The following is a 22,468-nucleotide window of genomic DNA, read 5'->3' on the forward strand; positions in this document are numbered from 1 at the left end:
CCCTGGAAAAAAGGCCGGGGCAGTCTATCGGCGAGGGCAGCTCACATTCTGTTTACACGCCCACGCAGCAGGAAGGGGGAAAGGACGGCGCCTTGCCCGCGGCACCTCACGCCAAGTGCCCAGGGCACCTCACGCCAGCTGCCCGCTCGCCAGCGCCGCCGCCGCCGCGCGCGTCTCCACGCCCAGCTTCTCGAAGATGTGCTCCAGGTGCTTGTTCACCGTGCGCGGGCTGGTGCCCAGGATCTCGCCGATGTCGCGGTTGGTCTTGCCCTTGGCGAGCCAGGAGAGCACCTCGGTTTCGCGCGGGGTCAGCGCCGCATCGGCCAGCCGCGCCGACGTGGTGCCCGCGCCGACGTCGCGCTGCAGCGCGAACAGCAGCATCGTCTCGCCCAGCGCCGCCGCGCCCAGGTTGCGCACCGACAGGCGCATGCCCGTGGCGGTGCCGATGGCCATCGACGCACCCGCCACCAGCGCCGGTTCGATGGACGCGGGCAGCAGCCCTGGCGCCACCGGGTCTTCGAGCGCATGCAGCCACAGCGCGGCCTGCGGCGAGCGCCAGGCGATGCGCCCGCGTGTGTCGACGAACACCACGCCCATGCCGGCCACGTCGACCGCGTCGCGTGCCATGCGCGTGATGCGGGCGTTGCGCGCATGCGTGTGCAGCCGCGCCAGCACCTCCTGCGCGCGGATGGGCTTCACCACGTAGTCGACGCCGCCGCACTCGAAGCCCTCGACCACGTGCGCGGTTTCGGACAGCCCCGTCATGAACAGCACCGGAATGTGCGCCAGCGCCGGGTTGGCCTTGATGCGCCTGCAGGTCTCGAAGCCCGAGAGCCCGGGCATCAGGCCGTCGAGCAATATCGCGTCGGGCACCACCAGCTCCAGCCGCTGCAGCGCAGCCTCGCCGTCGGCGGCCACCAGCACGGTGTAGCCGCTGGCCTCCAGCGTGTCGCACAGCATGCCGAGGCTGCTGGGGGCGTCGTCGACCACCAGCACCACGGGCCGTTCGGCCTCGGGGCGGGCGGCCGCATCGAGAGAACCGGGGGACGCAGCGGATTCAGGGGATTCAGGGGGCGAGGGTGTCTGCATCTTCAGCCAGTGCGTTGCGAAGGTTGTCGAGCTCGAAGCGCGTGACCATGCCGCGCAGCCAGGTGCAGGTGGCCGCCGCGCCGGGCGAGGCGGCGGCCAGCCGGTCGAGCGCGGTGTGCAGGCCGCGCACATGGCCCATCTGCACCAGGCGCATGAGTTCGGCGCGGTCGTCTTCCGGCAGCGCCAGCGACGCGGGGCGCTGCGGCGCGGCCTCGTCGGTGGCGGGCGGCAGCGCGTCGGCGGCCGAGAGCCATTCGAGCCCGAGGTGCCGCTCCAGCGTGGCGATCAGCTCCGACTCGATCACCGGCTTGCCCACGAAGGCCTGGCAGCCCGCGGCCAGCAGGCGCTCGGGCTGGTTCTCGAACATGTTGGCCGAGACGATGACGATGGGAATGTCGGCAAAGCCCGAGGCCCGCACCGACGCGGCGGTCTGCCAGCCGTCCATGTCGTCCATGGTCAGGTCGAGCAGGATGGCCGAGGGCAGTTCTTCGCGCAGGCTGTCCAGGCACTCGGTGCCGCTGGCGGCCTCGCGCACCGCGAAGCCCAGCGGTGCAAGCATGCCGGCCAGCATCTGGCGCTGCACGGGCTGGTCGTCGACCACCAGCAGCGTGCGCCGCGCGCCGACGTAGCCCGACACGGGCTGCCTGAAGTTCGGCCCCTTGGCCTGCGGGCCGGGGTCGGCCACCGCGCGCAGGTACACGCGCACGCTGAAGGTGCTGCCCTGCGACGAGGTGCTGGCCAGCTTCAGCTCGCCGCCCATCAGCGACGTGAGCAGCCCGGTGATGGTCAGGCCCAGCCCCGTGCCCGGCTCGCCGCGCCGGCGGCCCGCGGCCCCGCGCTCGAAGGGCAGGAAGATGCGCTGGTGGTCTTGCGGCGCCACGCCGATGCCGGTGTCGACCACGTCGAAGCGCAGCACCTCGCGCCGCGCGTCCACATGCAGCGTGACGCTGCCGCTGTCGGTGAAGCGCACCGCGTTCGTCAGCAGGTTGATGAGCACCTGCCGCAGCCACTTGGCGTCGGCATGCACCCACGGCGGCAGCCGGCCCGCGTGCGTGTAGACGAAGGCCAGCCCCTTGTTCTCGGCCTGCGGGCGCACCATGTGCACCAGCTGGTCCAGAAAGGCCGGCAGCGCCAGCGGCGCGGGCTCCAGCTGCAGCCGGCCGGCCTCGATGCGCGCCAGGTCGAGCAGCCCGTCGATCAGCCCGAGCATGTGCTCGCCGCTGCGGTGAATGGTCTGCACCGCCTCGCGCGGCGGCGCGGCGGCGTCGCCCTTCAACAGGATCTGCGAGTAGCCCAGGATGCTGTTGAGCGGCGTGCGCAGCTCGTGCGTCATGCCGGCCACGTAGCGTGTCTTGGCCTGGTTGGCGGCCTCGGCGGCTTCCTTGGCGGTCTGCAGGGCCGCGTCGGTGCGGCGATGCGCCTCGATTTCGAGCGCGAGCAGGTTGTTGTGGCGGTTCGATTCTTCCTGCGCCATCTGGCGGCTTTCGCTGCCCAGCACCACCCACCAGGCGGCCACCGCGGCCACCACCGACAGCAGCGCGAACACCTTCAGGAAGGCCGTGGCCATCACCGCGTCGCTGGTGCCGGCCAGTGCCTCCTGCGCGTACACCACGCCCACCACCGTGGCCAGCAGCGCGATGAGCGAGGCCGCCACCAGCAGGTAGTGCGCCACCCGGAAGTTGAGCTTGGCCGACAGCGCCGGCGGCAGCATCGCCTGCAGCCAGCCGCTCATCTGCTCGGCCGCGCGCGAGTCGGTCTTGCAGCGGTCGTGGCAACGCGACTCCAACGTGCAGCACAGCGAGCAGATGGGCGCGCTGTAGGCCGGGCAGTGGGCCATGTCCTCGGACTCGAAGCTGTTGTCGCACACCGAGCACTTCACGCTCTGGCCCGGCGCCCAGCGGTCGATGTCGGTGCGCGCCAGGTAGTAGCGCCCGCGCGTGCGCCATGCCAGCAGCGGCGACACCGCCATGGCCGTGGCCAGCGCGATGAAGGGAGAAAAGGCCTTGGCCCACTGGCCCAGCGCGCCCGAGTACGCCAGCATGGCCAGCGCCGCGGCCACCAGCATGGCAACCAGCCCGACGGGGTTGATGTCGTACAGGTGCGCGCGCTTGAACTCGATGGTCTTCGGGCTCCAGCCCAGCGGCTTGTTGATGACCAGGTCGGCCACCAGCGCGCCCACCCATGCGATGGCGATGTTGCTGTACACGCCCAGCACATGCTCCAGCGCGGCGAACACGCCCAGCGCCATCAGCAGTATGGCGATGGCCACGTTGAACACCAGCCACACCACGCGCCCCGGGTGGCTGTGCGTGAGCCGCGCGAAAAAGTTCGACCACGCCAGCGAGCCCGCGTAGGCGTTGGTCAGGTTGATCTTCATCTGCGAGACCACCACGAACAGCACCGTGATGCCCAGCACCCAGGCCGGGTCGCGCAGCACGTACGAGAAGCCCGTGAGGTACATCTGCGTGGGCTCGACCGCGTGGTTGGCCGGTATCTCGTGCTGCAGCGCCAAAAAGGCGAGAAAGGCGCCGCCCATCATCTTCAGCATGCCCGGCACGATCCAGCCCGGCCCGGCGATGAGCACCGCGGCCCACCAGCGGCCGCGGTTGGCGGCGGTTTTCTCGGGCAGGAAGCGCAGGTAGTCGACCTGCTCCCCGATCTGCACCACGAGCGAGAAGGCCACCGTGGCGGCGGCGCCGAACATGAGCGGGTCGAAGCCGCTGCTGTCCGACGTGCGGCCCACCAGGCCGGTGAAGTCGGCGTACAGCTCGGGCTTCTTCACCAGCACCGCGATGAAGGGGCAGACGAACAGCACGATCCAGATCGGCTGCGTCCACAGCTGCAAGCCCGATATGAGCGTGATGCCGCGCGCCACCAGCGGAATGATCACGATGGACGACACCAGGTACAGCAGCCACAGCGGCCAGTCGAGGTACATCTGCAGCGCCAGCGAAAGAATGGCGGCTTCCAGCGCGAAGAAGATGAAGGTGAAGCTCGCGTAGATCAGCGAGGTGAGCGTGGAGCCCAGGTAGCCGAAGCCCGCGCCGCGGGTGAGCAGGTCCATGTCCACGCCGTGGCGCGCGGCGTAGTACGAAATCGGCAGGCCGGTCAGAAAGGTGATGAGCCCCACCACCAGGATGGCCCACAGCGCGTTCGAGAAGCCGTAGCTCAGCGCGATGGCCCCGCCGATGGCCTCCAGCGCCAGGAACGAGGTGGCACCGAAGGCCGCATTGGCCACGCGGAACTCCGACCACTTGCGAAAGCTGCGCGGCGTGTAGCGCAGCGCGTAGTCCTCCAGCGTCTCGTTCGCGACCCAGGCGTTGTAGTCGCGGCGGATGCGAAAGATCTTCTGTCCGGACACGGAGACGGAAGCGGGTTGCATGGTGGGTTCTCGCGGCGGCGGTGGCATGGATGCGGACACAGCAAGAAGCGCTCCCTGCGTCCATTCCATGGTCATCGACCTCGTGGTCTGGCCCGCGAGTCTGCGGGCAGGGCGTGCGCACGCCGCTACGTTGAATGACGTATTCGCGAACACGCGGCCGATTTCTAAAGTGCCAGCCATGGTGCTCGAGGCGCCGGGCGGTGCACTTCGATGGTGCGCGGCCTCTTTGGCTCCTTGGCTCCTCGGCCTCTCTATCGCTCTTTTTCATTCACCCCCGTTCCTCAACCTGCTGGAGTTTCCTGATGTCGCGTGATTCCGATACTTCTCTCGATGCCCTGGCCTTGCGCCGACGCCGCCTGCTGCAGGGCGCCGCCGCGCTGCCCGTGATGGGCCTGAGCGGCCTGAGCTTCGGCCAGGGGCAGTTCCCCACCGCCAAGGTCAACACCACCAGGCTCGCGGTGACCGACACCGAGGTCACGGTGGGGCAGCTGCATTCGTCCACCGGCACCATGGCCATCTCGGAAACCGGCTCCATCCAGGCCGAGCAACTGGCCATCGACCAGATCAACGCCATGGGCGGCGTGCTGGGCCGCAAGATCAAGGTCATCAAGGAAGACGGCGCCTCCGACTGGCCCACCTTCGCCGAGAAGTCGAAGAAGCTGCTCGTGAACGACCACTGCGCCGCGGTGTTCGGCTGCTGGACCAGCGCCTCGCGCAAGGCCGTGCTGCCGGTGTTCGAAAAAGAGAACGGCCTGCTTTACTACCCCACCTTCTACGAAGGCCTGGAGCAGAGCAAGAACGTGATCTACACCGGGCAGGAAGCCACGCAGCAGATCATCTGGGGCCTGGACTGGGGCGCGAAGGAGAAGAAGGCCAAGACCTTCTTCCTGGTGGGCTCCGACTACATCTGGCCGCGCACCTCCATGAAGATCGCGCGCAAGCACATCGAGAACTTCCAGAAGGGTTCGGTCAAGGGCGAGGAGTACTACCCGCTGGGCCACACCAACTTCAACTCGCTCATCAACAAGATCAAGGTGGCCAAGCCCGACTGCATCTTCGCGGCGGTGGTGGGCGGCTCGAACGTGGCCTTCTACAAGCAGCTGAAGGCCGCGGGCATCACCGGCGACAAGCAGTTCCTGCTGACGCTGGCCGTCACCGAGGACGAGATGACCGGCGTGGGCGGCGAGAACTTCGCCGGCTTCTATTCGTCGATGAAGTACTTCCAGTCGCTGGACAACGAGAACAACAAGAAGTTCGTCTCGGCTTTCAAGGCCAAGTACGGCAAGGACGCGGTGATCGGTGACGTCACGCAGGCCGGCTACCTCGGGCCATGGCTGTGGAAGGCGGCGGTGGAGAAGGCGGGCAGCTTCGACGTCGACAAGGTGGTTGCCGGCTCGCCCGGCATCGAGCTGAAGACGGCGCCCGAAGGCTACGTGAAGCTGGACGCGAACCACCACCTGTGGAGCAAGGCGCGCATCGGGCAGGGGCAGCTGGACGGCACGTTCAAGGTGGTGGCGGAGTCGGCGGAGCTGATCAAGCCGGATCCGTTTCCGAAGGGCTACCAGTAAGCGCTGGCTTGCTCCCCTGACTTGCTCCCTCCCCCTCTGGGGGAGGGCAGGGGTGGGGGCAAGCGGCGGTCGATGAAGCCTTGCGCTTGCGAGCGCCGCTGTGCCCCCATCCCAGCCTTCCCCCAGAGGGGGAAGGAGCCAATACCCCCAAACACCGGAACACCTTGCCATGACTCTGTCGGACATGATGAACATCGGCCTCATGCAGGGCTTCGCGGGGCTGAGCCTCTTCGCGGTGCTGCTGCTCATGGGGCTGGGCCTGGCGATCATCTTCGGCCAGATGGGCGTCATCAACATGGCGCATGGCGAGTTCATGACCATCGGCGCCTACTCGATCTACCTGGCCGCGCGCGTCACCGAAAGCCTGGCGCCGGCGTTCATGCCGTACTACTTTCCGATCGCCATCGCGCTGGCCTTCGTGTTCGCCTTCATCACGGGCTGGATCGTGGAGTGGGTGCTGATTCGCCACCTCTACAAGCGCCCGCTCGACACGCTGCTCGCCACCTGGGGCGTGAGCCTGGGGCTGCAGCAGGTCTTTCGCACCTTCATCGGCCCGAAAGAGGTGAGCCCCACGCTGCCCGAGTGGCTCATGGGCTCTTGGACGCCGCACGAGGGGCTCGACATTCCCATCAACGGCCTGTTCGTGCTGGTGCTCACCGCGCTGGTGACCAGCGGCGTGCTCATCGCGCTGCACAGGAGCCGCTGGGGCCTGCGCGTGCGCGCCACCGTGGCCAACCGCACCATGGCCAACGCCACCGGCATCGACACCATGAAGACCGACCGCCTGACGTTCGCCATCGGCTGCGGCATCGCCGGCGTGGCCGGCGCGGCCTTCACCACCATCGGCTCGACCGGGCCCACCTCGGGCTCGCTCTACATCGTCGATGCCTTCCTGGTCGTCACCTTCGGCGGCGCGGCCAGCCTGTTCGGCACCGTGGTCTCGGCCTTCGGCATCGCGCAGACGCAGTCGATCTCCGAATTTTTCATGACCGGCTCGATGGCCAAGGTGCTGACGCTGTCGCTGATCGTGCTGATCCTGATGATGCGGCCGCAGGGCCTGTTCGCCGTGAAGGTGCGCCGTTGATGAACCCGATTGATTCCAGGAGAACGTTCCGATGAATTTCATCAAGGCCTCGGTACAGCGCTACCAGCTCGGCAGCCTGCTGCTTCTGGTGCTGCTGCTGGCGGTGGTGTTGCCGCTGTCGCTCGACATCTTTCGCCTCAACCTCGTGGGCAAGTACCTCACCTATGCGTTCGTGGCCGTGGGGCTCGTCATGGTGTGGGGCTACGGCGGCGTGCTGAGCCTGGGGCAGGGCGTGTTCTTCGGCATCGGCGGCTATGCGATGGCGATGTTTCTCAAGCTCGAGGCCTCCGACCCGGTGTCGACCAAGATCCAGACCACGCCCGGCATTCCGGACTTCATGGACTGGAACCAGATCACCGAGCTGCCCGCGCTGTGGCTGCCTTTCAAGAGCCTGCCGCTGAGCCTGGCGCTGGTGGTGCTGGCGCCGATGGCGCTGGCCTGGCTCGTGAGCTTCGCGATGTTCAAGCGGCGCGTGGGCGGCGTGTATTTCGCGATCATCACGCAGGCCGTGGCGCTGATCTGCACCGTGCTCATCATCGGCCAACAGGGCTATACCGGCGGCGTGAACGGCATGACCGACCTGAAGACGCTGCTGGGCTGGGACACCCGCACCGACAGCGCCAAGTACGTCCTGTACTACGTGTGCGTGGGGCTGCTGGTGGCGAGCATCCTGCTGTGCCGCTGGGTGCAGACCAGCAAGCTGGGCACGCTGCTGCTGGCCATGCGCGACAAGGAAGACCGGGTGCGCTTCTCGGGCTACGACGTGTCCAACTTCAAGGTGTTCACCTTCTGCCTGGCGGCCGGGCTCTCGGGCATCGGCGGCGCGATGTTCGCGCTGCAGGTGGGCTTCATGTCGCCGAGCTTCGTGGGCATCGTGCCCTCCATCGAGATGGTGATCTTCTGCGCCGTCGGCGGCCGCATGAGCCTGGTGGGCGCGGTGTACGGCGCGCTGCTGGTCAACGCGGGCAAGACGCTGTTCTCCGAGAGCTTCCCGGACCTGTGGCTGTTCTTGATGGCCGGCCTGTTCATCGGCGTGACCATGGCCTTTCCGATGGGGCTGGCCGGCGTGTGGGAAGAAAAGATCCGCCCGTGGTGGAAGTCGCGCCGGCAGGCGTTGCGCGATGCGGCGGTGAAGCCGCCGGCCACCATGGCAGCGGTCGCTCTACCGGCGACACAGCCACCCGAACCCGCGCTGCATGAACTGCCCGACGGTGTCGGCAGCCAGCGCGCCTGACCCGGAGCCACACCCCCATGAGCAACACAGACTTCGCGCTCGCTGTCGAAGACCTCACCGTGTCCTTCGACGGTTTCAAGGCCATCGACGACCTCACGCTGTACATCGACCGCAACGAGCTGCGCGTCATCATCGGCCCGAACGGCGCGGGCAAGACCACGCTGCTCGACCTCATCTGCGGCAAGACCCGCGCGAGCGCCGGCAGCATCAAGTTCAAGAACACCGAGCTCACGAAGATGGCCGAGCACAAGCGCGTGCGGCTGGGCATCGGCCGCAAGTTCCAGACACCATCGATCTACGAGAACCTCAGCGTGTTCCAGAACCTGGAGGTGTCCTTCCCCAAGGGCCGCTCGGTGTTCGGCGCGTTGGCGTTCAGGTGCGACGACGAGGTCAAGACCAAGGTACAGGCCATTGCCATGGAGATCGGCCTGGCCGACCGCCTCGACGCCGAGGCCGGCCTGCTGAGCCATGGACAGAAGCAGTGGCTGGAGATCGGCATGCTGCTGATGCAGGAGCCCGAGCTGCTGATGCTCGACGAACCCATTGCCGGCATGAGCGCGCGCGAGCGCGAACTCACCGCCGACCTGCTCAAGCGCATCTGCCAGAACCGCGCGGTGATCGTCATCGAACACGACATGGCGTTCGTGAAGCAGATCGCGCACAAGGTCACCGTGATGCACCAGGGAAAGATCCTCGCCGAAGGGCCGATGGAGAAGGTGCAGGCGGATCCCAAAGTCATCGATGTCTACCTGGGGCATTGAGTGACGCAGATACCCCGCCGTCGTGATCGTTGGGCAGTGCAGTCGTTGAGCGCAGATCACACGCCCTGAACAAGAGCATCAAGAACGCATCCAGGAGCCATGAAGATGAGCAACACCATGCTGAAGGTCGAAGACCTGCACGTAGCCTACGGCCAGAGCGAGGCCCTGCACGGCATTTCGTTCGAGGGCCAGGCCAACGAGACCATCGCCATCATGGGCCGCAACGGCATGGGAAAGACCACGCTGTTCAAGAGCCTCATGGGCATCCTGCCGCTGAAGAGCGGGCGCATCGAAGTGGCGGGGCAGGACGTGTCGCGCGACGAGAGCTTCAGGCGCGTGGCCAAGGGCATCGCCTACGTGCCGCAGGGCCGGATGATTTTCCCGACGCTGACAGTGGAAGAGAACATCCAGACCGGGCTTGAGAACTCCAAGACGCGCCGCATCCCCGAGGAAATCTATGCCCTGTTCCCTGTGCTGTGGGACATGAAGGGCCGCAAGGGCGGCAACCTTTCCGGCGGGCAGCAGCAGCAGCTCGCCATTGCACGCGCACTTGTCACGGACCCCAAGGTGCTGCTGCTCGACGAGCCCACCGAGGGTATCCAGCCTTCGATCATCAAGGACATCGCCAAGGCGCTGAACGAGATCCGCAAGCTGCGCGGCATCACCATCGTCGTGTCCGAGCAGGTGCTGAGCTTCGCGATGGACGTGGCCGACCGGCTGTTCGTCATCGAAGGCGGGCGGCTCGTGCACGAGACCGCGCGCGACAAGACCGATGTGGACCACATCAAGGCCTATCTCTCCGTTTAACCACCACCCACCAGGAGCCACTGCACATGACGGACACGCTGATCAAGGTCGACCTGACCAAGCCACCCACCGAGAACGAGAACATCCACAACCGCTGGCACCCCGACATTCCGATGGCCTGCTGGGTCAACCCGGGTGACGATTTCATTCTCGAGACCTTCGACTGGACCGGCGGCTTCATCAAGAACAACGACAGCGCCGACGACGTGCGCGACATCGACCTGAGCACCGTGCACTACCTGTCGGGCCCCGTGGGCGTGAAGGGCGCGGAGCCGGGCGACCTGCTGGTGGTCGACCTGCTCGACATCGGCGCCAAGCAGGACAGCCTGTGGGGCTTCAACGGATTTTTCTCGAAGCAGAACGGCGGCGGCTTCCTCACCGACCACTTTCCCGAAGCGCAGAAATCGATCTGGGACTTCAAGGGCATGTTCACCAGCTCGCGCCACATTCCGCGCGTGAACTTCGCGGGGCTGATCCACCCCGGCCTCATCGGCTGCCTGCCCGACAAGCCCATGCTCGACATGTGGAACGAGCGCGAAGGCAAGCTCATCGCCACCGACCCGGACCGCGTGCCCGGCCTGGCCAACCCGCCTTTCGCCGGCACCGCGCACATGGGCAAGATGACGGGCGACGCGCGCGCCAAAGCCGCCGCCGAGGGCGCGCGCACCGTGCCGCCGCGCGAGCACGGCGGCAACTGCGACATCAAGGACCTGTCGCGCGGCTCGAAGGTGTTCTTTCCGGTGTACGTCGATGGCGCGGGCCTGAGCGTGGGCGACCTGCACTTCAGCCAGGGCGACGGCGAAATCACCTTCTGCGGCGCCATCGAGATGGCGGGCTGGGTGCACATGAAGGTCACGCTCATCAAGGGCGGCATGGCCAAGTACGGCATCAAGAACCCCATCTTCAAGCCCAGCCCCATCACGCCGCAGTACAACGACTACCTCATCTTCGAAGGCATCTCGGTCGACGAGAGCGGCAAGCAGCACTACCTCGACGTGAACGTGGCCTACCGCCAGGCCTGCCTGAACGCCATCGAGTACCTGAAGAAGTTCGGCTACTCGGGCGCGCAGGCCTATTCCATTTTGGGCACCGCGCCTGTGCAGGGCCACATCAGCGGCGTGGTCGACGTGCCCAACTCGTGCGCCACGCTGTGGCTGCCCACGGGCATCTTCGACTTCGACATCAACCCCAACGCGCTGGGCCCGGTGAAGATGCTCGACGGCAGCGTCGACATGCCGCTGTCGCCCGACCTGCGCTGAAGGCGGCACGCGCCATGCCCACCTACGACTACGCCTGCGGGCAGTGCGGCGGCTTCGAGGCGCTGCGGCCGTCGGGCCTGCGCGACGAGCCCGCCGCCTGCCCCGATTGCGGATGCGCCTCGCCGCGCGTGCTGACCGCGGCGCCGCGGCTGGCGCTGATGGCCTCGGGCACGCGCCGCGCCATGGAAACGAACGAGCGCGCGCGGCACGAGCCGGGCAGCTCGCGGGACTACGCGCGGTTCAAGCACCCGGCGGGGTGCGGCTGCTGCGGGTCTTCATCGAAACGCGGCGCCACGGTGACGGCGCCGAGCGGCGCGAAGTCGGCGCCGTCGAGGCGGCCTTGGATGATCAGCCACTGACCACGCCTTCGGCGCTGAAGCGGATGGTGACGCAGGCACCACCCGAGGCGCTGCGCGACAGCGCCACCGTGGCGCCATGCAGCGCCACGATGTCGCGCACGATCGCCAGGCCGAGGCCACTGCCCTGGTTGCTTCCTTGGCCGTCCGCATGCTGGCCGCGCACGAAGCGCTCGAACACCGTGTCGCGCAGCTCGTCGGGCACCCCGGGGCCGGTGTCCGACACCCGGATGGCGGGCGGCGCGGCGTCGAAGCCGATCAACACCTGTCCGCCCGGCGGCGTGTAGCGCAGCGCGTTGTCCAGCAGGTTGCCCAGCGCCTCGCTGAAGAGTTCGGGCTGCAGCGGCACCACCAGCGCCTGCGCGGGCGCGTCGAGCTCCAGCGTGACCGACCTGGCGGCCGCGAACTCCAGAAAGGTGCTGCCCACGTCGTGCGCCAGCGCCGCGATGTCGGTCGGCACGAACGCCAGGCTGCCGCGCACCTCGGGGTCGAGCCGGCCCAGCGCCAGCAGTTGCTGCACCAGGCGCGCCGTGCGCTGCACCGTGTGGCCGAGCTCGCCGAGCACTTCGCGGCTGCCGGCCAGGGTGCCGGCCTCGGCGGCGCGCGTGACGCCCAGCTGCAGGCCCGCGAGCGGCGTGCGCAGCTGGTGCGCGACCGTGGCCGCGAACTGCTGCTCGCGTGCCAGCATCGCGCGGATGCGTGCCAGCAGGTCGTTGAGCGCGGTGGCGAAGGGCATCAGCTCGCGCGGCATGTCGTCGGCGGCAATGGGTTGCAGCGAGGCGTGGGAGCGCTCGTTCCAGCGCGCGGCGATCGCCTCCAGCGGGTCGAGCGTGCGGCGCACCGCGAAGCCGATGGCCGCTGCGGCCGCGAGCAGCAGGCCGCCCACGGGCAGCAGCATCATCAGCACCTCGCCCTGCGCGCGCTGTCGCTTGCGCGTGGTTTCGGCGACCAGCACCAGCACCTCGCCGTCGCTCGCGCCGCTGACCGTGGCGGCGGCCACACGCACGGCGTGGCCGGCATAGAAGGCGTCATAGGCCAGGCCGGCGCGGTAGCTGGACTCGCGCGTGCCCGACTGCGGAATGCCGGGCTGCCCCGCCAGCAGGCGGCCGGCCTCGTTCACGCTGAAATACACCTGGTCGATCTCGTCGTAGCCCAGCACCGCCTCGGTGGCGGCGGGCAGGTCGAGGCTGGACTTGCCGTCCCTGATGCGCACCTGCGCCGCCACCGAGCGCGCGGTGTCCAGCAGCCAGCGGTCGAAGGCCTTGTCGGTGAGGCGCTGCGCGGTGAAGGTGCCCACCGCGCCGGTGGCCGCCACCACGGCGAGCAGCGGCAGCATCAGCCAGACCAGCAGGTCGCGGCGCAGCCACCAGGCGCGGCGAGGCGCGGAGCGCGTGGCGGTGCCGCTGCTCGTGCTCGTGCTCGTACCGGTGCTCACGCCTGCGCCTCCATCTCCAGCACGTAGCCGAAGCCGCGCAACGTGCGAATCGCCAGCCCCGAGCCCGCGAGCTTGCGCCGCAGCCGCGACACGTACACCTCTGCGGCGCTGTCGCTCAGCTCCAGGTTGCGCTCGGCCAATGCGTCGATGAGCGCGCGCTTGGGCACCAGCCGCGGCGCGCGGCGCACCAGCAGGCCGAGCACCTCGAACTCGCGCGGCAGTAGCACCAGCGACTGGCCCGCGATGTCGACGCGGCCCTCGTCGCCGTACCAGCTGAGGGGGCCGTACTGCACGCGGTCGTCGCGCGCGCGCTGGGCCCGGCGCGTGAGCACCTCGACGCGCGCGTCGAGCTCTTCCACGGCAAAGGGCTTCACCAGGTAGTCGTCGGCGCCGGTGCGCAGGCCCTCGACGCGGTCGACCACGCGGTCGCGCGCGGTGAGCACCAGCACCGGGGTCGTGCGGTCGGCGCGGCGCAGCTGGGCCAGCCATTGCAGGCCGTCGCCGTCGGGCAGGCCCAGGTCGAGCACCACCAGGTCGACCGCGCGTTGCGCGAGCGCCGCGTCGGCGGCCTGCAGCGTGCCTGCGACGTCCACCGCCCAGGGGTGGCGTTCCCAGCGAAGGACCAGTTCATGCGCAATGACGGCATCGTCTTCGACCAGTAGCAGGCGCATCGCTTCGGCGGAAATGGATTGATAGGTTCTTGCAAGCTTGCAAACCTAGGCTCGCGTGCACTTTCAGTTTAACGGTGCCGTGCCGAGCCGCGGTGCCCGCAATTCGCATGACAAAGAAATGGACCGCGCTGGCCCTGTCGGGGCTTTTCGTCGTGATCTGCGCAGGCCTGTTCGCATGGTCGTCAGCGGCGCACGGCCCGGCCGAGGCGCGCGCGAACACGCCCAAGCCCGCGCCGCCCGCCGGCCAACTGGCCCCCGACACGCTGCGCTATGCCGACGGCGCGCCGCAGCTGGCGATGATCGGCGCGCGCGTCATCGCGCCGTCGCGCGTGCCGCTGGGTGACGTGCTGAGCGCGCGCGTCACCTACGACGAAGACGTGACGGCGCGCATCGGCGTGGGTGTGTCGGGCCGCGTCGTCGACATCAAGGTGGCGCCGGGCGACAGCGTGAAGGCCGGGCAGGTGCTGGCCGAAATCGACTCGCCCGACTTCGGCACCGCCGCGGCCGACCTGCGCAAGGCCAAGGCCGACGAGCAGCGCAAGCGCCTGGCCGTGGAGCGCGCCAGGGACCTGGTCTCGGGCGACGCGATTCCGGTCAAGGAATGGGAGTCGCTGCAGTCCGACCTGGCGCAGGCCGGCGCGGAAACGCAGCGCGCCGAGCAGCGCCTGCGCAACCTGAACCCGCGCGGCCTGCCCATCAGCGGCCAGCGCGTGAAGCTCACCAGCCCCATCGACGGCGTGGTGACCGACCGCACCGCCACGCCCGCGCTCGAGGTGAGCCCCGGGGCGGGCGCGCCGCTGTTCGTGGTGAGCGACCCGAAGCGGCTGTGGCTGATGATCGACCTGCCCGAGAAGCTGCTGGGCCGCGTGCGGCTGAAGAGCGACGTGAGCGTGGAGAGCGACGCCTTCCCCGGCGAGCAGTTCGCCGCCAGGGTGGTGCAGCTCGGCCAGGTGATGGACACCAACACCCGCCGCGCCACCGTGCGCGCCGTGCTGGACAACCCGCGCATGGCGCTGCTGCCCGAGATGTTCGTGCGCGCCCGCCTGCTGCAGGCCGAGGGCTCGGGCGTGCGCGTGCCCAACAGCGCCATCGTCAACCATGGCGTGTATGCCTACCTGTTCGTGCAGGAGGCGCCGGGCGAATTCCGCCGCCGCAAGGTGGCGCTGATCACGCAGGGCGGGGAGGCCAGCTACGTGGGCGAGGGCCTGCGCGGCACCGAGCAGGTGGTGGTGAAGGGAGCCTTGCTGCTGGACGCCGAGCTCACCGCGCGCGCGGGTGACAAGACGTGATCGACCGGCTCATCGCGTTCTCGCTCACGCAGCGGGTGTTCGTGCTGGTGCTCGTGGCGGCGCTGGTGGGTTTCGGCGCCTATGCGCTGTCCAACCTGCCAATCGAGGCCTTTCCGGACGTGCAGGACGTGCAGGTGCGCGTCATTTCGCAACTGCCGGGGCAGGCGCCCGAGGACATGGAGCGCACGGTGACGCTGCCGATCGAGCGCGAGGTGTCGGGCATTCCGAAGCTTTCGAACGTGCGCTCGGTGACCATGACCGGCCTGTCGATCGTCACGCTCACCTTCGCCGACGGCACCGACGACTACTTCGCGCGCCAGCAGGTCACGGAAAAGCTCTCGACCGTGAGCCTGCCCACCGGCGTGCAGCCGCAGCTGGCGCCGCTGTCGACCGCGGTGGGCGAGGTCTACCGCTACACCATCGAGGGCGGCGGCCTGTCGGACGCGCAGATGCGCACCCTGCAGGACTGGACGGTGCGCCCTTTCCTGCGCATGACGCCGGGCGTGGCCGACGTGGTGAGCTTCGGCGGCGCCATCACCGAGTACCAGATCGAGGTCGACCCGCTCGCGCTGCGCAAGTACCAGGTGACGCTCGACCAGCTCAACCAGGCCGTGGGCAACGGCAACGGGAGCGCCGGCGGCGGCCTGATGCGCCAGGGCGACGCGTCTCTGGTGGTGCGCTCCGCCGGCCTGTTCGCGAGCCTGGCTGACATCCGCAACGTGGTGATCGCCTCGCGCCAGGGCCGCGCTATCTCGGTGGCCGACGTGGCCGAGGTGCGCGCGGGCGTGCGCCCGCGCTTCGGCATCGTGGCGGTGGACGCCCGCGACAGCGTGGTCGAGGGCATCGTCTCGATGACCAAGGGCGGCAACCCCGCCAAGATCAACGCCGAGCTGAAGGCGCGCGTGGCGCAGCTTCAGGGCAAGCTGCCGCCGGGCGTGCGCATCGTGCCGGTGTACGACCGCACCGAGCTGGTCCGCCACACGGTGTCGACCGTGGCCGAGAACCTGGTGGTGGGCGCGCTGCTGGTGATGGCGGTGCTGATCGTGTTCCTGTCGAGCTGGCGCGCCGCGCTCATCGTGGCCACGGTGATTCCGCTGGCGCTGCTGTTCGCCTTCATCCTGATGAACGCACGCGGTGTGTCGGCCAACCTGATCTCGCTGGGCGCGGTGGACTTCGGCATCATCATCGACAGCGCGGTGGTGATCGTGGAGGCGCTCATGGTGCGGCTGGCCGCCAGGAAAGTGTCCGAATTCGGCATGGCCGACCTGGCCTCGGGCGCGGCGCGGCACCAGCGCATGGGCGTGCTGCACCGCACGCTGGGCGAGCTGGCGCACCCGGTGCTGTTTTCCAAGGCCATCATCATCCTGGCCTTCGTGCCGATCTTCACCTTCCAGCGCGTGGAGGGAAAGATCTTCACGCCGGTGGCGCTCACGCTGAGCTTCGCGCTGCTGGGCGCGGTGCTGCTCACCTTCACCTTGCTGCCCACGTTGCTGTCGTACGCCCTGCAGCGCGGCACGCTGGCCGAGAAGCACAAGCCCTGGCTCGACTGGCTGCAGCTGCGCTACCGCCGGCTGGTGATGTTCACCATGCGGCGCGGCCGCGCGACGCTGACGCTGTCGGCGCTGCCGGTGGTGCTGGCGCTGCTGCTGGCGCCGCGGCTGGGGAGCGAATTTCTACCGAAGCTCGACGAGGGCAACATCTGGCTGACCATCACGCTGCCGACCTCGGCCGCGCTGGAGACCACGCAAGAGGTGGAGCACGCGGTGCGCGCGCGGCTGCTGGGCTACCCCGAGGTGGCGCGCGTCATTGCGCAGGTCGGTCGGCCCGACGACGGCTCCGACCCGAAGGGGCCCAACAACCTAGAGATACTGGTCGACCTGAAGCCGCGCGACCAATGGCGCTTCGAATCGAAAGACGCGCTGGTGGCCAGCATGTCGGCCAAGCTGGAGGCGATTCCAGGCATCAGCGCGAACTTCTCTCAGGTGATCCAGGACAACGTGGAAGAGGCGTTGTCGGGCTTTCGCGGCGAGATCGTCGCCAAGATCATCGGCAACAACCTGGACATCCTCGACGACAAGGGGGCGCAGGTGGCGGCCGTCATCAAGGGCATCCGCGGCGCGAGCGACGTGGACGCCACGCGCATCGGCGGGCAGACCGAAGTGGTCGTCACGCCCGATCGCGCGCGGCTGGCGCGCTACGGCCTGGCCATCAACGACGTGAACACGCTGGTGAACGAAGCCATGTCGGGCACCTCGGTGACGGGCTTCTACGACGGCGACAAGCGCTTCGACGTGGTGGTGCGCGTGGGCGAAAAGCACCGCAACAGCGTGGACGCCATCGCGGGCCTGCAGCTCGCGTTGCCCGGCACGCAGAGCGGCAACGGGCCGGGCACCATCGCGTTGGGCGACGTGGCTTCCATCGAGGTGCGCGAAGGCGCGTCGCGCATCTTTCGCGAAGCCGGCTCGCGCATGGTGATCGTCAAGGTCAACCTGCTGGGGCGCGACCAGGGCAGCTTCGTGGAAGAGGCGCAGCGTACCGTGGCCGAGCAGGTGAAGCTGCCGCCGGGCTACGAGCTGGCGTGGGGCGGGCAGTTCGAGAACTCGCAGCGCGCGGCCAAGCGGCTGATGGTGATCGTGCCGCTGACGGCGCTGCTGATCTTCTCGCTGCTGTTCTGGGCCTTTCGCTCGGTGCGGCTGGCGGGGCTGGTGCTCGGCATGATCCCGTTCACGCTGGTGGGCGGGCTGGCGGCGCTCGGCCTGGCGGGGCTGCACCTGTCGGTGTCGGCGGCGGTGGGCTTCATCGCGGTGGCGGGCATCTCGGTGCAGAACGGCGTGATCCTGGTGGAAGAGGTGACGCAGCGCGTGCGCGACGGCGCGGCCGTGACGCGCGCCATCGTGGAAGGCGCGGCGGTGCGGTTGCGCCCGATCTTGATGACCGCGCTGATGGCCGGGCTGGGGCTGCTGCCCGCGGCGCTGTCGCACGGCATCGGCAGCGAAACGCAGCGGCCCTTCGCGTGCGTGATCGTGGGCGGCATCGTGAGCGGCACGCTGTTCACGCTGCTGGTGCTGCCGCTGGCGATCTGGCTGTTCGGCAATTTCTACGACGAGGCGCAGGACGTGCAGGACGTGCGGGGCATGCAGGACGCGCCGGATGCATCGGCCGTGCAGCTGCCGGAGGGCGCGCGATGACAAGAGCGAACCACACCACCCGTGCCGAGCCTGCCGTGCTCGCCGTTCCTGCGGCCCTTCGGCGCGCGACGGCCCTGGCGTGCGCCGTGCTGCTCGCGGGTTGCGCCGTGGGGCCCGACTACACGCGCCCGGCCTTGCCGGCTTCGCAGGGTTTTTCTCCGGTGCCGTTGCCGCTGGCGACTGCCGCGGCGGACACCACGGCTGGCACGGCGCAGCACTTCGTGCCCGCGCGCGACATCCGCGCCGACTGGTGGACGCTGTTCGGCTCCAAGCCGCTGGACGCCGTGGTGCGCAAGGCGTTCGCGGCGAACCCGACGCTGGCGTCCGCGCAGGCCGCGTTGCGCGTGGCGCAGGAGAACGTGCGCGCGCAACGCGGCTTCTTCTTTCCTTCGGTGCAGGCCAGCTACACGCCGTCGCGCACCAAGATCGCGGGCAACCTGGGCGGCAATTTGCCCGGCGTGCAAGGCAATGGCACCGTCATCGCCACCACCGAGAACCCGCCCGCGAGCGAGGGCGGCAGCGCGCCCTTCAATGCACCGGTGATCTACAACTTCCAGACGGCGCAGCTCACCGTGGGCTATGCGCCCGACGTGTTCGGCGGCAACCGCCGCCAGGTCGAGGCCCTGCAGGCGCAGGCCACCTACCAGCAGCTGCAGCTGGAGGCCACGTACCTCACGCTCGCTGCCAACGTGGTGGCCGCGGCCATCCAGGAGGCCTCGCTGCGCCAGCAGATCGCCACCACGCGCGAGATCGTCGAGGCGAACACCCAGTCGGTGGCGCTGCTGCAACGCCAGCTGAAGGCCGGCTACGCCTCGCGGCTGGACCTCGCGGTGCAGGAGAGCGCTCTGGCGCAGGCCGGCCAGTTGCTGCCGCCGCTGGAAAAGCAGTTCGAGCAGACCCGCAACCTGCTGCGTGCGCTCACCGGCGGCGTGCAGGACGTGGAGCTGCCCGAGTCCTTCGAGCTCGCCTCGCTGAGCTTGCCGCGCGAGCTGCCGCTGAGCCTGCCGTCGCAGCTCGTCGCGCAGCGCCCGGACGTGCGCGCGGCGGAAGAGCAGCTGCATGCCGCCAGCGCGCAGGTCGGCGTGGCCATTGCCAACCGGCTGCCGCAGTTTTCCATCGACGCCACCTGGGGCGGGGCGGCCAGCCGCTTCGGCCAGATGTTCCTGGACTCGGGGCGTTTCTTCAGCCTGGCGGCCAACGTGGCGCAACCGTTGTTCGACGGCGGCGTGCTGCGCCACCGCCAGCGCGCCGCGGAAGAGGGCCTGCGCCAGGCCGACGCGCAATACCGCGCCACCGTCATCACCGCCTTCCAGAACGTGGCGGACACCTTGCAGGCCATTCACGCGGACGCACGCTCCCTGGCCGCCGCGCTGGCGCTGGAGCGCACCACGCGCACGTCGATGGAGCTGATTCGCCGCCAGCTCGGCAAGGGCTACGTCGACCGGCTGGCGCTGCTCAATGCCGAACAGGCGCACCACCAGGCCGCGCTCGCGCTGGCCCAGGCGCAGGCCACGCGGCTGGGCGATACCGCGGCGCTCTTCCAGGCGCTGGGCGGGGGATGGTGGAACCGGGAAGGCGCTGAAACGACGGGTGGATAGCCGCTTTTTTGGGGCAAACCCTGTTGACGGGTCGAATTTCAAGACCCGGCATTGTTTCAATACCGTGAACGCCGCGGTTCCTTTTGCGGCGGTTTATTCGGGGTCTTCAGGATCAAACTTCTCCTCACCAACCAAACACCTGAAGGAGATTGAAATGAATGCCTCGAAGATCCTCGCCGCTGCTGCTCTCTCGCTCCTGGCTGCCGCCGGAGCCCATGCAGAAACCTACGACGGCGTGCACGTCGTGAACTCTTCCGTGTCGCGCTCCGAAGTCGCACCGCAAGCCGCTGCCGCCGCCCGCGCCGGCAACGAGTACAGCGATGCCTCCGGCGCCGGTGCCCAAGCCTTCACGTCGACCGCCAACCGCGCGACCGTGCAAGCCGAAGCCGTTGCCAAGGCCCACGACCCGCTCGCCAGCCTCGACCGCCGCGCTTTCTACCGCGACGAAGTGCCGCAAGCCTACAAGAAGCCCAGCGTGTCGTTCACGCGCCAAGCTGGCCTGTAAGCCACACCGGCAAGCCGATGCGCGACGCTTGATGCGTGGCACGCCGGCTGCATGAAGAACGGGCCCTGCGCAACCGCGAAGGCCCGTTTTTTTACGCCTGCATGTTCGACACGAGCTGTGCCACATGCGCGCCCAAGGCAAGCGATGCGGTGAGCCCCGGCGACTCGATGCCGAACAGGTTCACCAGCCCCGCGATGCCGTGCACCTGCGGCGCCTGGATGACGAAGTCCGTCGCCGTGTTGTGCATCGACGAGCCCGGCCCCGCGAGCCGCGGGCGGATGCCGGTGTAGCCCGGCTGCAGCTCGCCGTCCCGCAGGCCGGGGAAGTAGCGACGCACCGATTGGTAGAAAGCCGCCTCGCGCGACGGGTCGAAGCTGTAGTCGATGCCATCGCGCCAGCTCAGGTCGGGACCGAACTTGCATTGGCCGCCCAGGTCGAGCGTCACGTGCGCGCGCAGGGCGCCTTCGCGCCCGGTCGGGTACACGAGATGGCGAAACGGCGATTTGCGCGCCAGCGAAAAGTAGTGGCCTATCGCGTAGTACAGCGGCGGCACATGCTCGGCCGGCATGCCTTCGATGCGCGATGCGACCTGCTGCGCGCCCAGCCCGGCCGCGTTCACCACCGTGTTGCACAGCACGCTCGTTTCTTCGGCACCGCCCACGTCGAGCACGATGCCGTCCGCGGTGGGCCGCGCCGCCAGCACGCGGCTCTGCAACGCCAGCGAAGCGCCTGCGCGCTCGGCATCGCCTAGGTACGACAGCATCAGCCCATGGCTGTCGACGATGCCGGTCGATGGCGAATGCAGCGCGCCCACACAGGCCACCTCGGGCTCCATGTCGCGCGCCTCGGCCGCGCCGATGATGCGCAGGTCGGTCACCCCGTGCGCCGCGCCCAGCTTCACGTACTTGTCGAGCTCGGGCAGCTCGGCTTCCTGCACCGCCACGATCAGCTTGCCGATGCGCTGGTGGCCGATGCCGCGCTCGGCGCAGTATGCATACAGCGCGGCCTTGCCTGCCACGCACAGCCGGCCCTTCAGCGAGCCGGGCGCGTACGAGATGCCCGCGTGGATCACCTCCGAGTTGCGCGCGCTGGTCTGCGTGCCGATGGCGTTCTCGGCCTCGAGCACCACCACCTCGCGCCCCGCCATGGCGAGCGAGCGCGCGACCGACAGCCCCACCACGCCGGCGCCGATGACGACGCAATCGATCTTGTCCATGCGCTTCAGTCCAGCTTGACGTTGGCTTCGCGAATCAGCGCGCCCCACTTGGCGTGCTCCGCGCGGATGTAGGCGTCGAACTGCTGCGGCGTGCCGGTGGCGGGCACGCTGCCCTCCAGCGCGAGCTTGTCCTGCACGTCCTTGCGCGCCACCACCTTCACCACCGCGGCGTTGATGCGCGCGACCACGTCGGCAGGCAACCCCGCCGGCCCCACCAGGCCGACCCATGTCGTCGCCTCGAACCCCGGGAAGCCTTGCTCGGCCACGGTCGGCACGTTGGGCAGCGCGGGCAGGCGCTGCGCCGAGGTCACGGCCAGCGCGCGCACCTTGCCGCCCGTGAGCTGCGGCATCACCGACACGCTGCTGCCGAAGTACAGGCCGATCTGCCCGCCGAGCAGGTCGGTCATGGCCGGGCCCGCGCCCTTGTACGGCACCTGCAGCACCTTGATGCCCGCGCGGCGCGCGAGCATTTCGCCGGCCAGGTGGCCCACCGTGCCGTTGCCGGCCTGCGCGATGCTGAACTCGCCCGGCTTGGCCTTGGCCGCGGCGATGAAGTCGGCCAGCGTGCGCATCGGCGAGTCCGCGCGCACCGAAAGCACCACCGGCTGCGCGGCCACTTCTGCGATGGGCGTGAAGTCTTTCAGCGCCTCGAAGGGCATCTTCGGGTACAGCCACGGGTTGATGGTGAGGTTCGACGTCTGCCCCATGCCCAGCGTGTAGCCGTCGGGCGTGGCCTTGGCCACGGCGTCCAGCCCGATGTTGCCGGCGGCGCCGGGCTTGTTGTCGATGATGACGGTCCAGTGCTCCAGCACGGTAAGCCGCTCGGCGATCAGGCGCGAGGTGGCGTCGGTGCCGCCGCCGGGGGTGAAGGGCACCACCAGGCGCACGGGTTTCTGCGGCCAGCCACCTTGTGCGTGCGCCACGCCGGCGGCCTGCGCCAGCGCGGCGAGCGAGGCGAGGGAGGTGGCCTGCAGGAAGTCTCTGCGGTTCATGTCTTGTCTCCTTGAGTTTCTTGTCGGGTTCGGG

At 68.8% G+C, this 22,468-nt stretch carries 18 protein-coding genes; 12 read left to right on the top strand and 6 right to left on the bottom strand.

The features are described 5' to 3' along the window. Window positions 1-129 precede the first annotated feature (129 nt). Both QTI51_RS05835 and QTI51_RS05840 read right to left on the bottom strand, forming a co-directional pair. Complete coding sequence (locus QTI51_RS05835) at window positions 130-1,089, bottom strand: response regulator transcription factor (RefSeq protein ID WP_286512432.1); 960 nt, start codon at window positions 1,087-1,089, stop codon at window positions 130-132. Further along, window positions 1,067-4,498: a hybrid sensor histidine kinase/response regulator gene (locus tag QTI51_RS05840; protein ID WP_116908700.1), complete on the bottom strand. Its 3,432-nt coding sequence runs from the start codon at window positions 4,496-4,498 to the stop codon at window positions 1,067-1,069. Before QTI51_RS05840 ends, QTI51_RS05835 begins: the two co-directional genes overlap by 23 nt. Before the next feature lie 40 nt (window positions 4,499-4,538). Between QTI51_RS05840 and QTI51_RS05845 the strand changes: the two genes are divergently transcribed. From QTI51_RS05845 to QTI51_RS05880, 8 genes are all read left to right on the top strand, one after another. Then, window positions 4,539-4,784 (top strand): hypothetical protein, encoded by a 246-nt coding sequence (locus QTI51_RS05845; RefSeq protein WP_132748832.1) that lies wholly within the window; start codon window positions 4,539-4,541, stop codon window positions 4,782-4,784. Then, on the top strand, window positions 4,774-6,039 hold the full coding sequence (gene urtA, locus QTI51_RS05850) for an urea ABC transporter substrate-binding protein (protein ID WP_116908701.1): 1,266 nt from the start codon (window positions 4,774-4,776) through the stop codon (window positions 6,037-6,039). Before QTI51_RS05845 ends, urtA begins: the two co-directional genes overlap by 11 nt. 169 nt (window positions 6,040-6,208) lie before the next feature. Continuing rightward, entirely contained in the window at window positions 6,209-7,123 is a 915-nt protein-coding gene (urtB, locus tag QTI51_RS05855; RefSeq protein WP_116908702.1) for an urea ABC transporter permease subunit UrtB, read from the top strand. A 31-nt stretch (window positions 7,124-7,154) separates the two neighbouring features. Then, window positions 7,155-8,357: an urea ABC transporter permease subunit UrtC gene (urtC, locus tag QTI51_RS05860; protein WP_116908703.1), complete on the top strand. Its 1,203-nt coding sequence runs from the start codon at window positions 7,155-7,157 to the stop codon at window positions 8,355-8,357. A gap of 17 nt (window positions 8,358-8,374) precedes the next feature. Further along, on the top strand, window positions 8,375-9,118 hold the full coding sequence (gene urtD, locus QTI51_RS05865) for an urea ABC transporter ATP-binding protein UrtD (protein ID WP_116908704.1): 744 nt from the start codon (window positions 8,375-8,377) through the stop codon (window positions 9,116-9,118). Window positions 9,119-9,235: 117 nt separating this feature from the next. Further along, window positions 9,236-9,925, top strand: coding sequence for an urea ABC transporter ATP-binding subunit UrtE (gene urtE / locus QTI51_RS05870; protein WP_116909087.1), 690 nt, complete (start codon window positions 9,236-9,238; stop codon window positions 9,923-9,925). Window positions 9,926-9,951: 26 nt separating this feature from the next. Further along, window positions 9,952-11,184, top strand: coding sequence for a formamidase (fmdA, locus tag QTI51_RS05875; protein WP_116908705.1), 1,233 nt, complete (start codon window positions 9,952-9,954; stop codon window positions 11,182-11,184). A 14-nt stretch (window positions 11,185-11,198) separates the two neighbouring features. Next, the gene (locus QTI51_RS05880) at window positions 11,199-11,543 is read left to right on the top strand and encodes a zinc ribbon domain-containing protein (RefSeq protein WP_116908706.1); all 345 of its coding nucleotides are present in this window, start codon (window positions 11,199-11,201) and stop codon (window positions 11,541-11,543) included. On the opposite strand, the gene QTI51_RS05885 is transcribed toward QTI51_RS05880, so the two are convergent. Next, on the bottom strand, window positions 11,533-12,975 hold the full coding sequence (locus tag QTI51_RS05885; RefSeq protein WP_116908707.1) for a sensor histidine kinase: 1,443 nt from the start codon (window positions 12,973-12,975) through the stop codon (window positions 11,533-11,535). The two genes, QTI51_RS05880 and QTI51_RS05885, sit on opposite strands and share 11 nt — an antisense overlap. Next, complete coding sequence (locus QTI51_RS05890) at window positions 12,972-13,646, bottom strand: response regulator (RefSeq protein ID WP_116908708.1); 675 nt, start codon at window positions 13,644-13,646, stop codon at window positions 12,972-12,974. Before QTI51_RS05890 ends, QTI51_RS05885 begins: the two co-directional genes overlap by 4 nt. A 107-nt stretch (window positions 13,647-13,753) precedes the next feature. Here QTI51_RS05890 and QTI51_RS05895 point away from each other — a divergent pair, with 107 nt between their 5' ends. The 4 genes from QTI51_RS05895 (at window position 13,754) to QTI51_RS05910 (ending at window position 20,226) form a co-directional block, all read left to right on the top strand. Continuing rightward, entirely contained in the window at window positions 13,754-14,935 is a 1,182-nt protein-coding gene (locus QTI51_RS05895) for an efflux RND transporter periplasmic adaptor subunit (protein ID WP_165840298.1), read from the top strand. Beyond that, window positions 14,932-18,123: an efflux RND transporter permease subunit gene (locus QTI51_RS05900; protein WP_116908709.1), complete on the top strand. Its 3,192-nt coding sequence runs from the start codon at window positions 14,932-14,934 to the stop codon at window positions 18,121-18,123. The genes QTI51_RS05895 and QTI51_RS05900 overlap by 4 nt, the downstream gene beginning before the upstream one ends. Further along, on the top strand, window positions 18,120-19,721 hold the full coding sequence (locus QTI51_RS05905) for an efflux transporter outer membrane subunit (RefSeq protein ID WP_286512421.1): 1,602 nt from the start codon (window positions 18,120-18,122) through the stop codon (window positions 19,719-19,721). The genes QTI51_RS05900 and QTI51_RS05905 overlap by 4 nt, the downstream gene beginning before the upstream one ends. A gap of 154 nt (window positions 19,722-19,875) precedes the next feature. Next, the gene (locus tag QTI51_RS05910; RefSeq protein WP_116908711.1) at window positions 19,876-20,226 is read left to right on the top strand and encodes an alpha/beta hydrolase; all 351 of its coding nucleotides are present in this window, start codon (window positions 19,876-19,878) and stop codon (window positions 20,224-20,226) included. A gap of 91 nt (window positions 20,227-20,317) precedes the next feature. Here the strand turns inward: QTI51_RS05910 and QTI51_RS05915 are convergent, their stop codons facing one another. Next, entirely contained in the window at window positions 20,318-21,442 is a 1,125-nt protein-coding gene (locus QTI51_RS05915) for an NAD(P)/FAD-dependent oxidoreductase (RefSeq protein WP_116908712.1), read from the bottom strand. Window positions 21,443-21,447: 5 nt separating this feature from the next. Next, complete coding sequence (locus QTI51_RS05920) at window positions 21,448-22,434, bottom strand: Bug family tripartite tricarboxylate transporter substrate binding protein (RefSeq protein WP_116908713.1); 987 nt, start codon at window positions 22,432-22,434, stop codon at window positions 21,448-21,450. Window positions 22,435-22,468 lie beyond the last annotated feature (34 nt).

Source organism: Variovorax sp. J22G73, assembly GCF_030317035.1.
Classification (GTDB): domain Bacteria; phylum Pseudomonadota; class Gammaproteobacteria; order Burkholderiales; family Burkholderiaceae_C; genus Variovorax.

Excerpts from the sequence above, each read along its gene's own strand:
- QTI51_RS05835 (WP_286512432.1), bottom strand. The coding sequence starts at position 1,089 with ATGCAGACACCCTCGCCCCCTGAATCCCCTGAATCCGCTGCGTCCCCC.
- QTI51_RS05840 (WP_116908700.1), bottom strand. The coding sequence starts at position 4,498 with ATGCCACCGCCGCCGCGAGAACCCACCATGCAACCCGCTTCCGTCTCC.
- QTI51_RS05845 (WP_132748832.1), top strand. The coding sequence starts at position 4,539 with ATGGTCATCGACCTCGTGGTCTGGCCCGCGAGTCTGCGGGCAGGGCGT.
- urtA (WP_116908701.1), top strand. The coding sequence starts at position 4,774 with ATGTCGCGTGATTCCGATACTTCTCTCGATGCCCTGGCCTTGCGCCGA.
- urtB (WP_116908702.1), top strand. The coding sequence starts at position 6,209 with ATGACTCTGTCGGACATGATGAACATCGGCCTCATGCAGGGCTTCGCG.
- urtC (WP_116908703.1), top strand. The coding sequence starts at position 7,155 with ATGAATTTCATCAAGGCCTCGGTACAGCGCTACCAGCTCGGCAGCCTG.
- urtD (WP_116908704.1), top strand. The coding sequence starts at position 8,375 with ATGAGCAACACAGACTTCGCGCTCGCTGTCGAAGACCTCACCGTGTCC.
- urtE (WP_116909087.1), top strand. The coding sequence starts at position 9,236 with ATGCTGAAGGTCGAAGACCTGCACGTAGCCTACGGCCAGAGCGAGGCC.
- fmdA (WP_116908705.1), top strand. The coding sequence starts at position 9,952 with ATGACGGACACGCTGATCAAGGTCGACCTGACCAAGCCACCCACCGAG.
- QTI51_RS05880 (WP_116908706.1), top strand. The coding sequence starts at position 11,199 with ATGCCCACCTACGACTACGCCTGCGGGCAGTGCGGCGGCTTCGAGGCG.
- QTI51_RS05890 (WP_116908708.1), bottom strand. The coding sequence starts at position 13,646 with ATGCGCCTGCTACTGGTCGAAGACGATGCCGTCATTGCGCATGAACTG.
- QTI51_RS05895 (WP_165840298.1), top strand. The coding sequence starts at position 13,754 with ATGACAAAGAAATGGACCGCGCTGGCCCTGTCGGGGCTTTTCGTCGTG.
- QTI51_RS05905 (WP_286512421.1), top strand. The coding sequence starts at position 18,120 with ATGACAAGAGCGAACCACACCACCCGTGCCGAGCCTGCCGTGCTCGCC.
- QTI51_RS05910 (WP_116908711.1), top strand. The coding sequence starts at position 19,876 with ATGAATGCCTCGAAGATCCTCGCCGCTGCTGCTCTCTCGCTCCTGGCT.
- QTI51_RS05915 (WP_116908712.1), bottom strand. The coding sequence starts at position 21,442 with ATGGACAAGATCGATTGCGTCGTCATCGGCGCCGGCGTGGTGGGGCTG.
- QTI51_RS05920 (WP_116908713.1), bottom strand. The coding sequence starts at position 22,434 with ATGAACCGCAGAGACTTCCTGCAGGCCACCTCCCTCGCCTCGCTCGCC.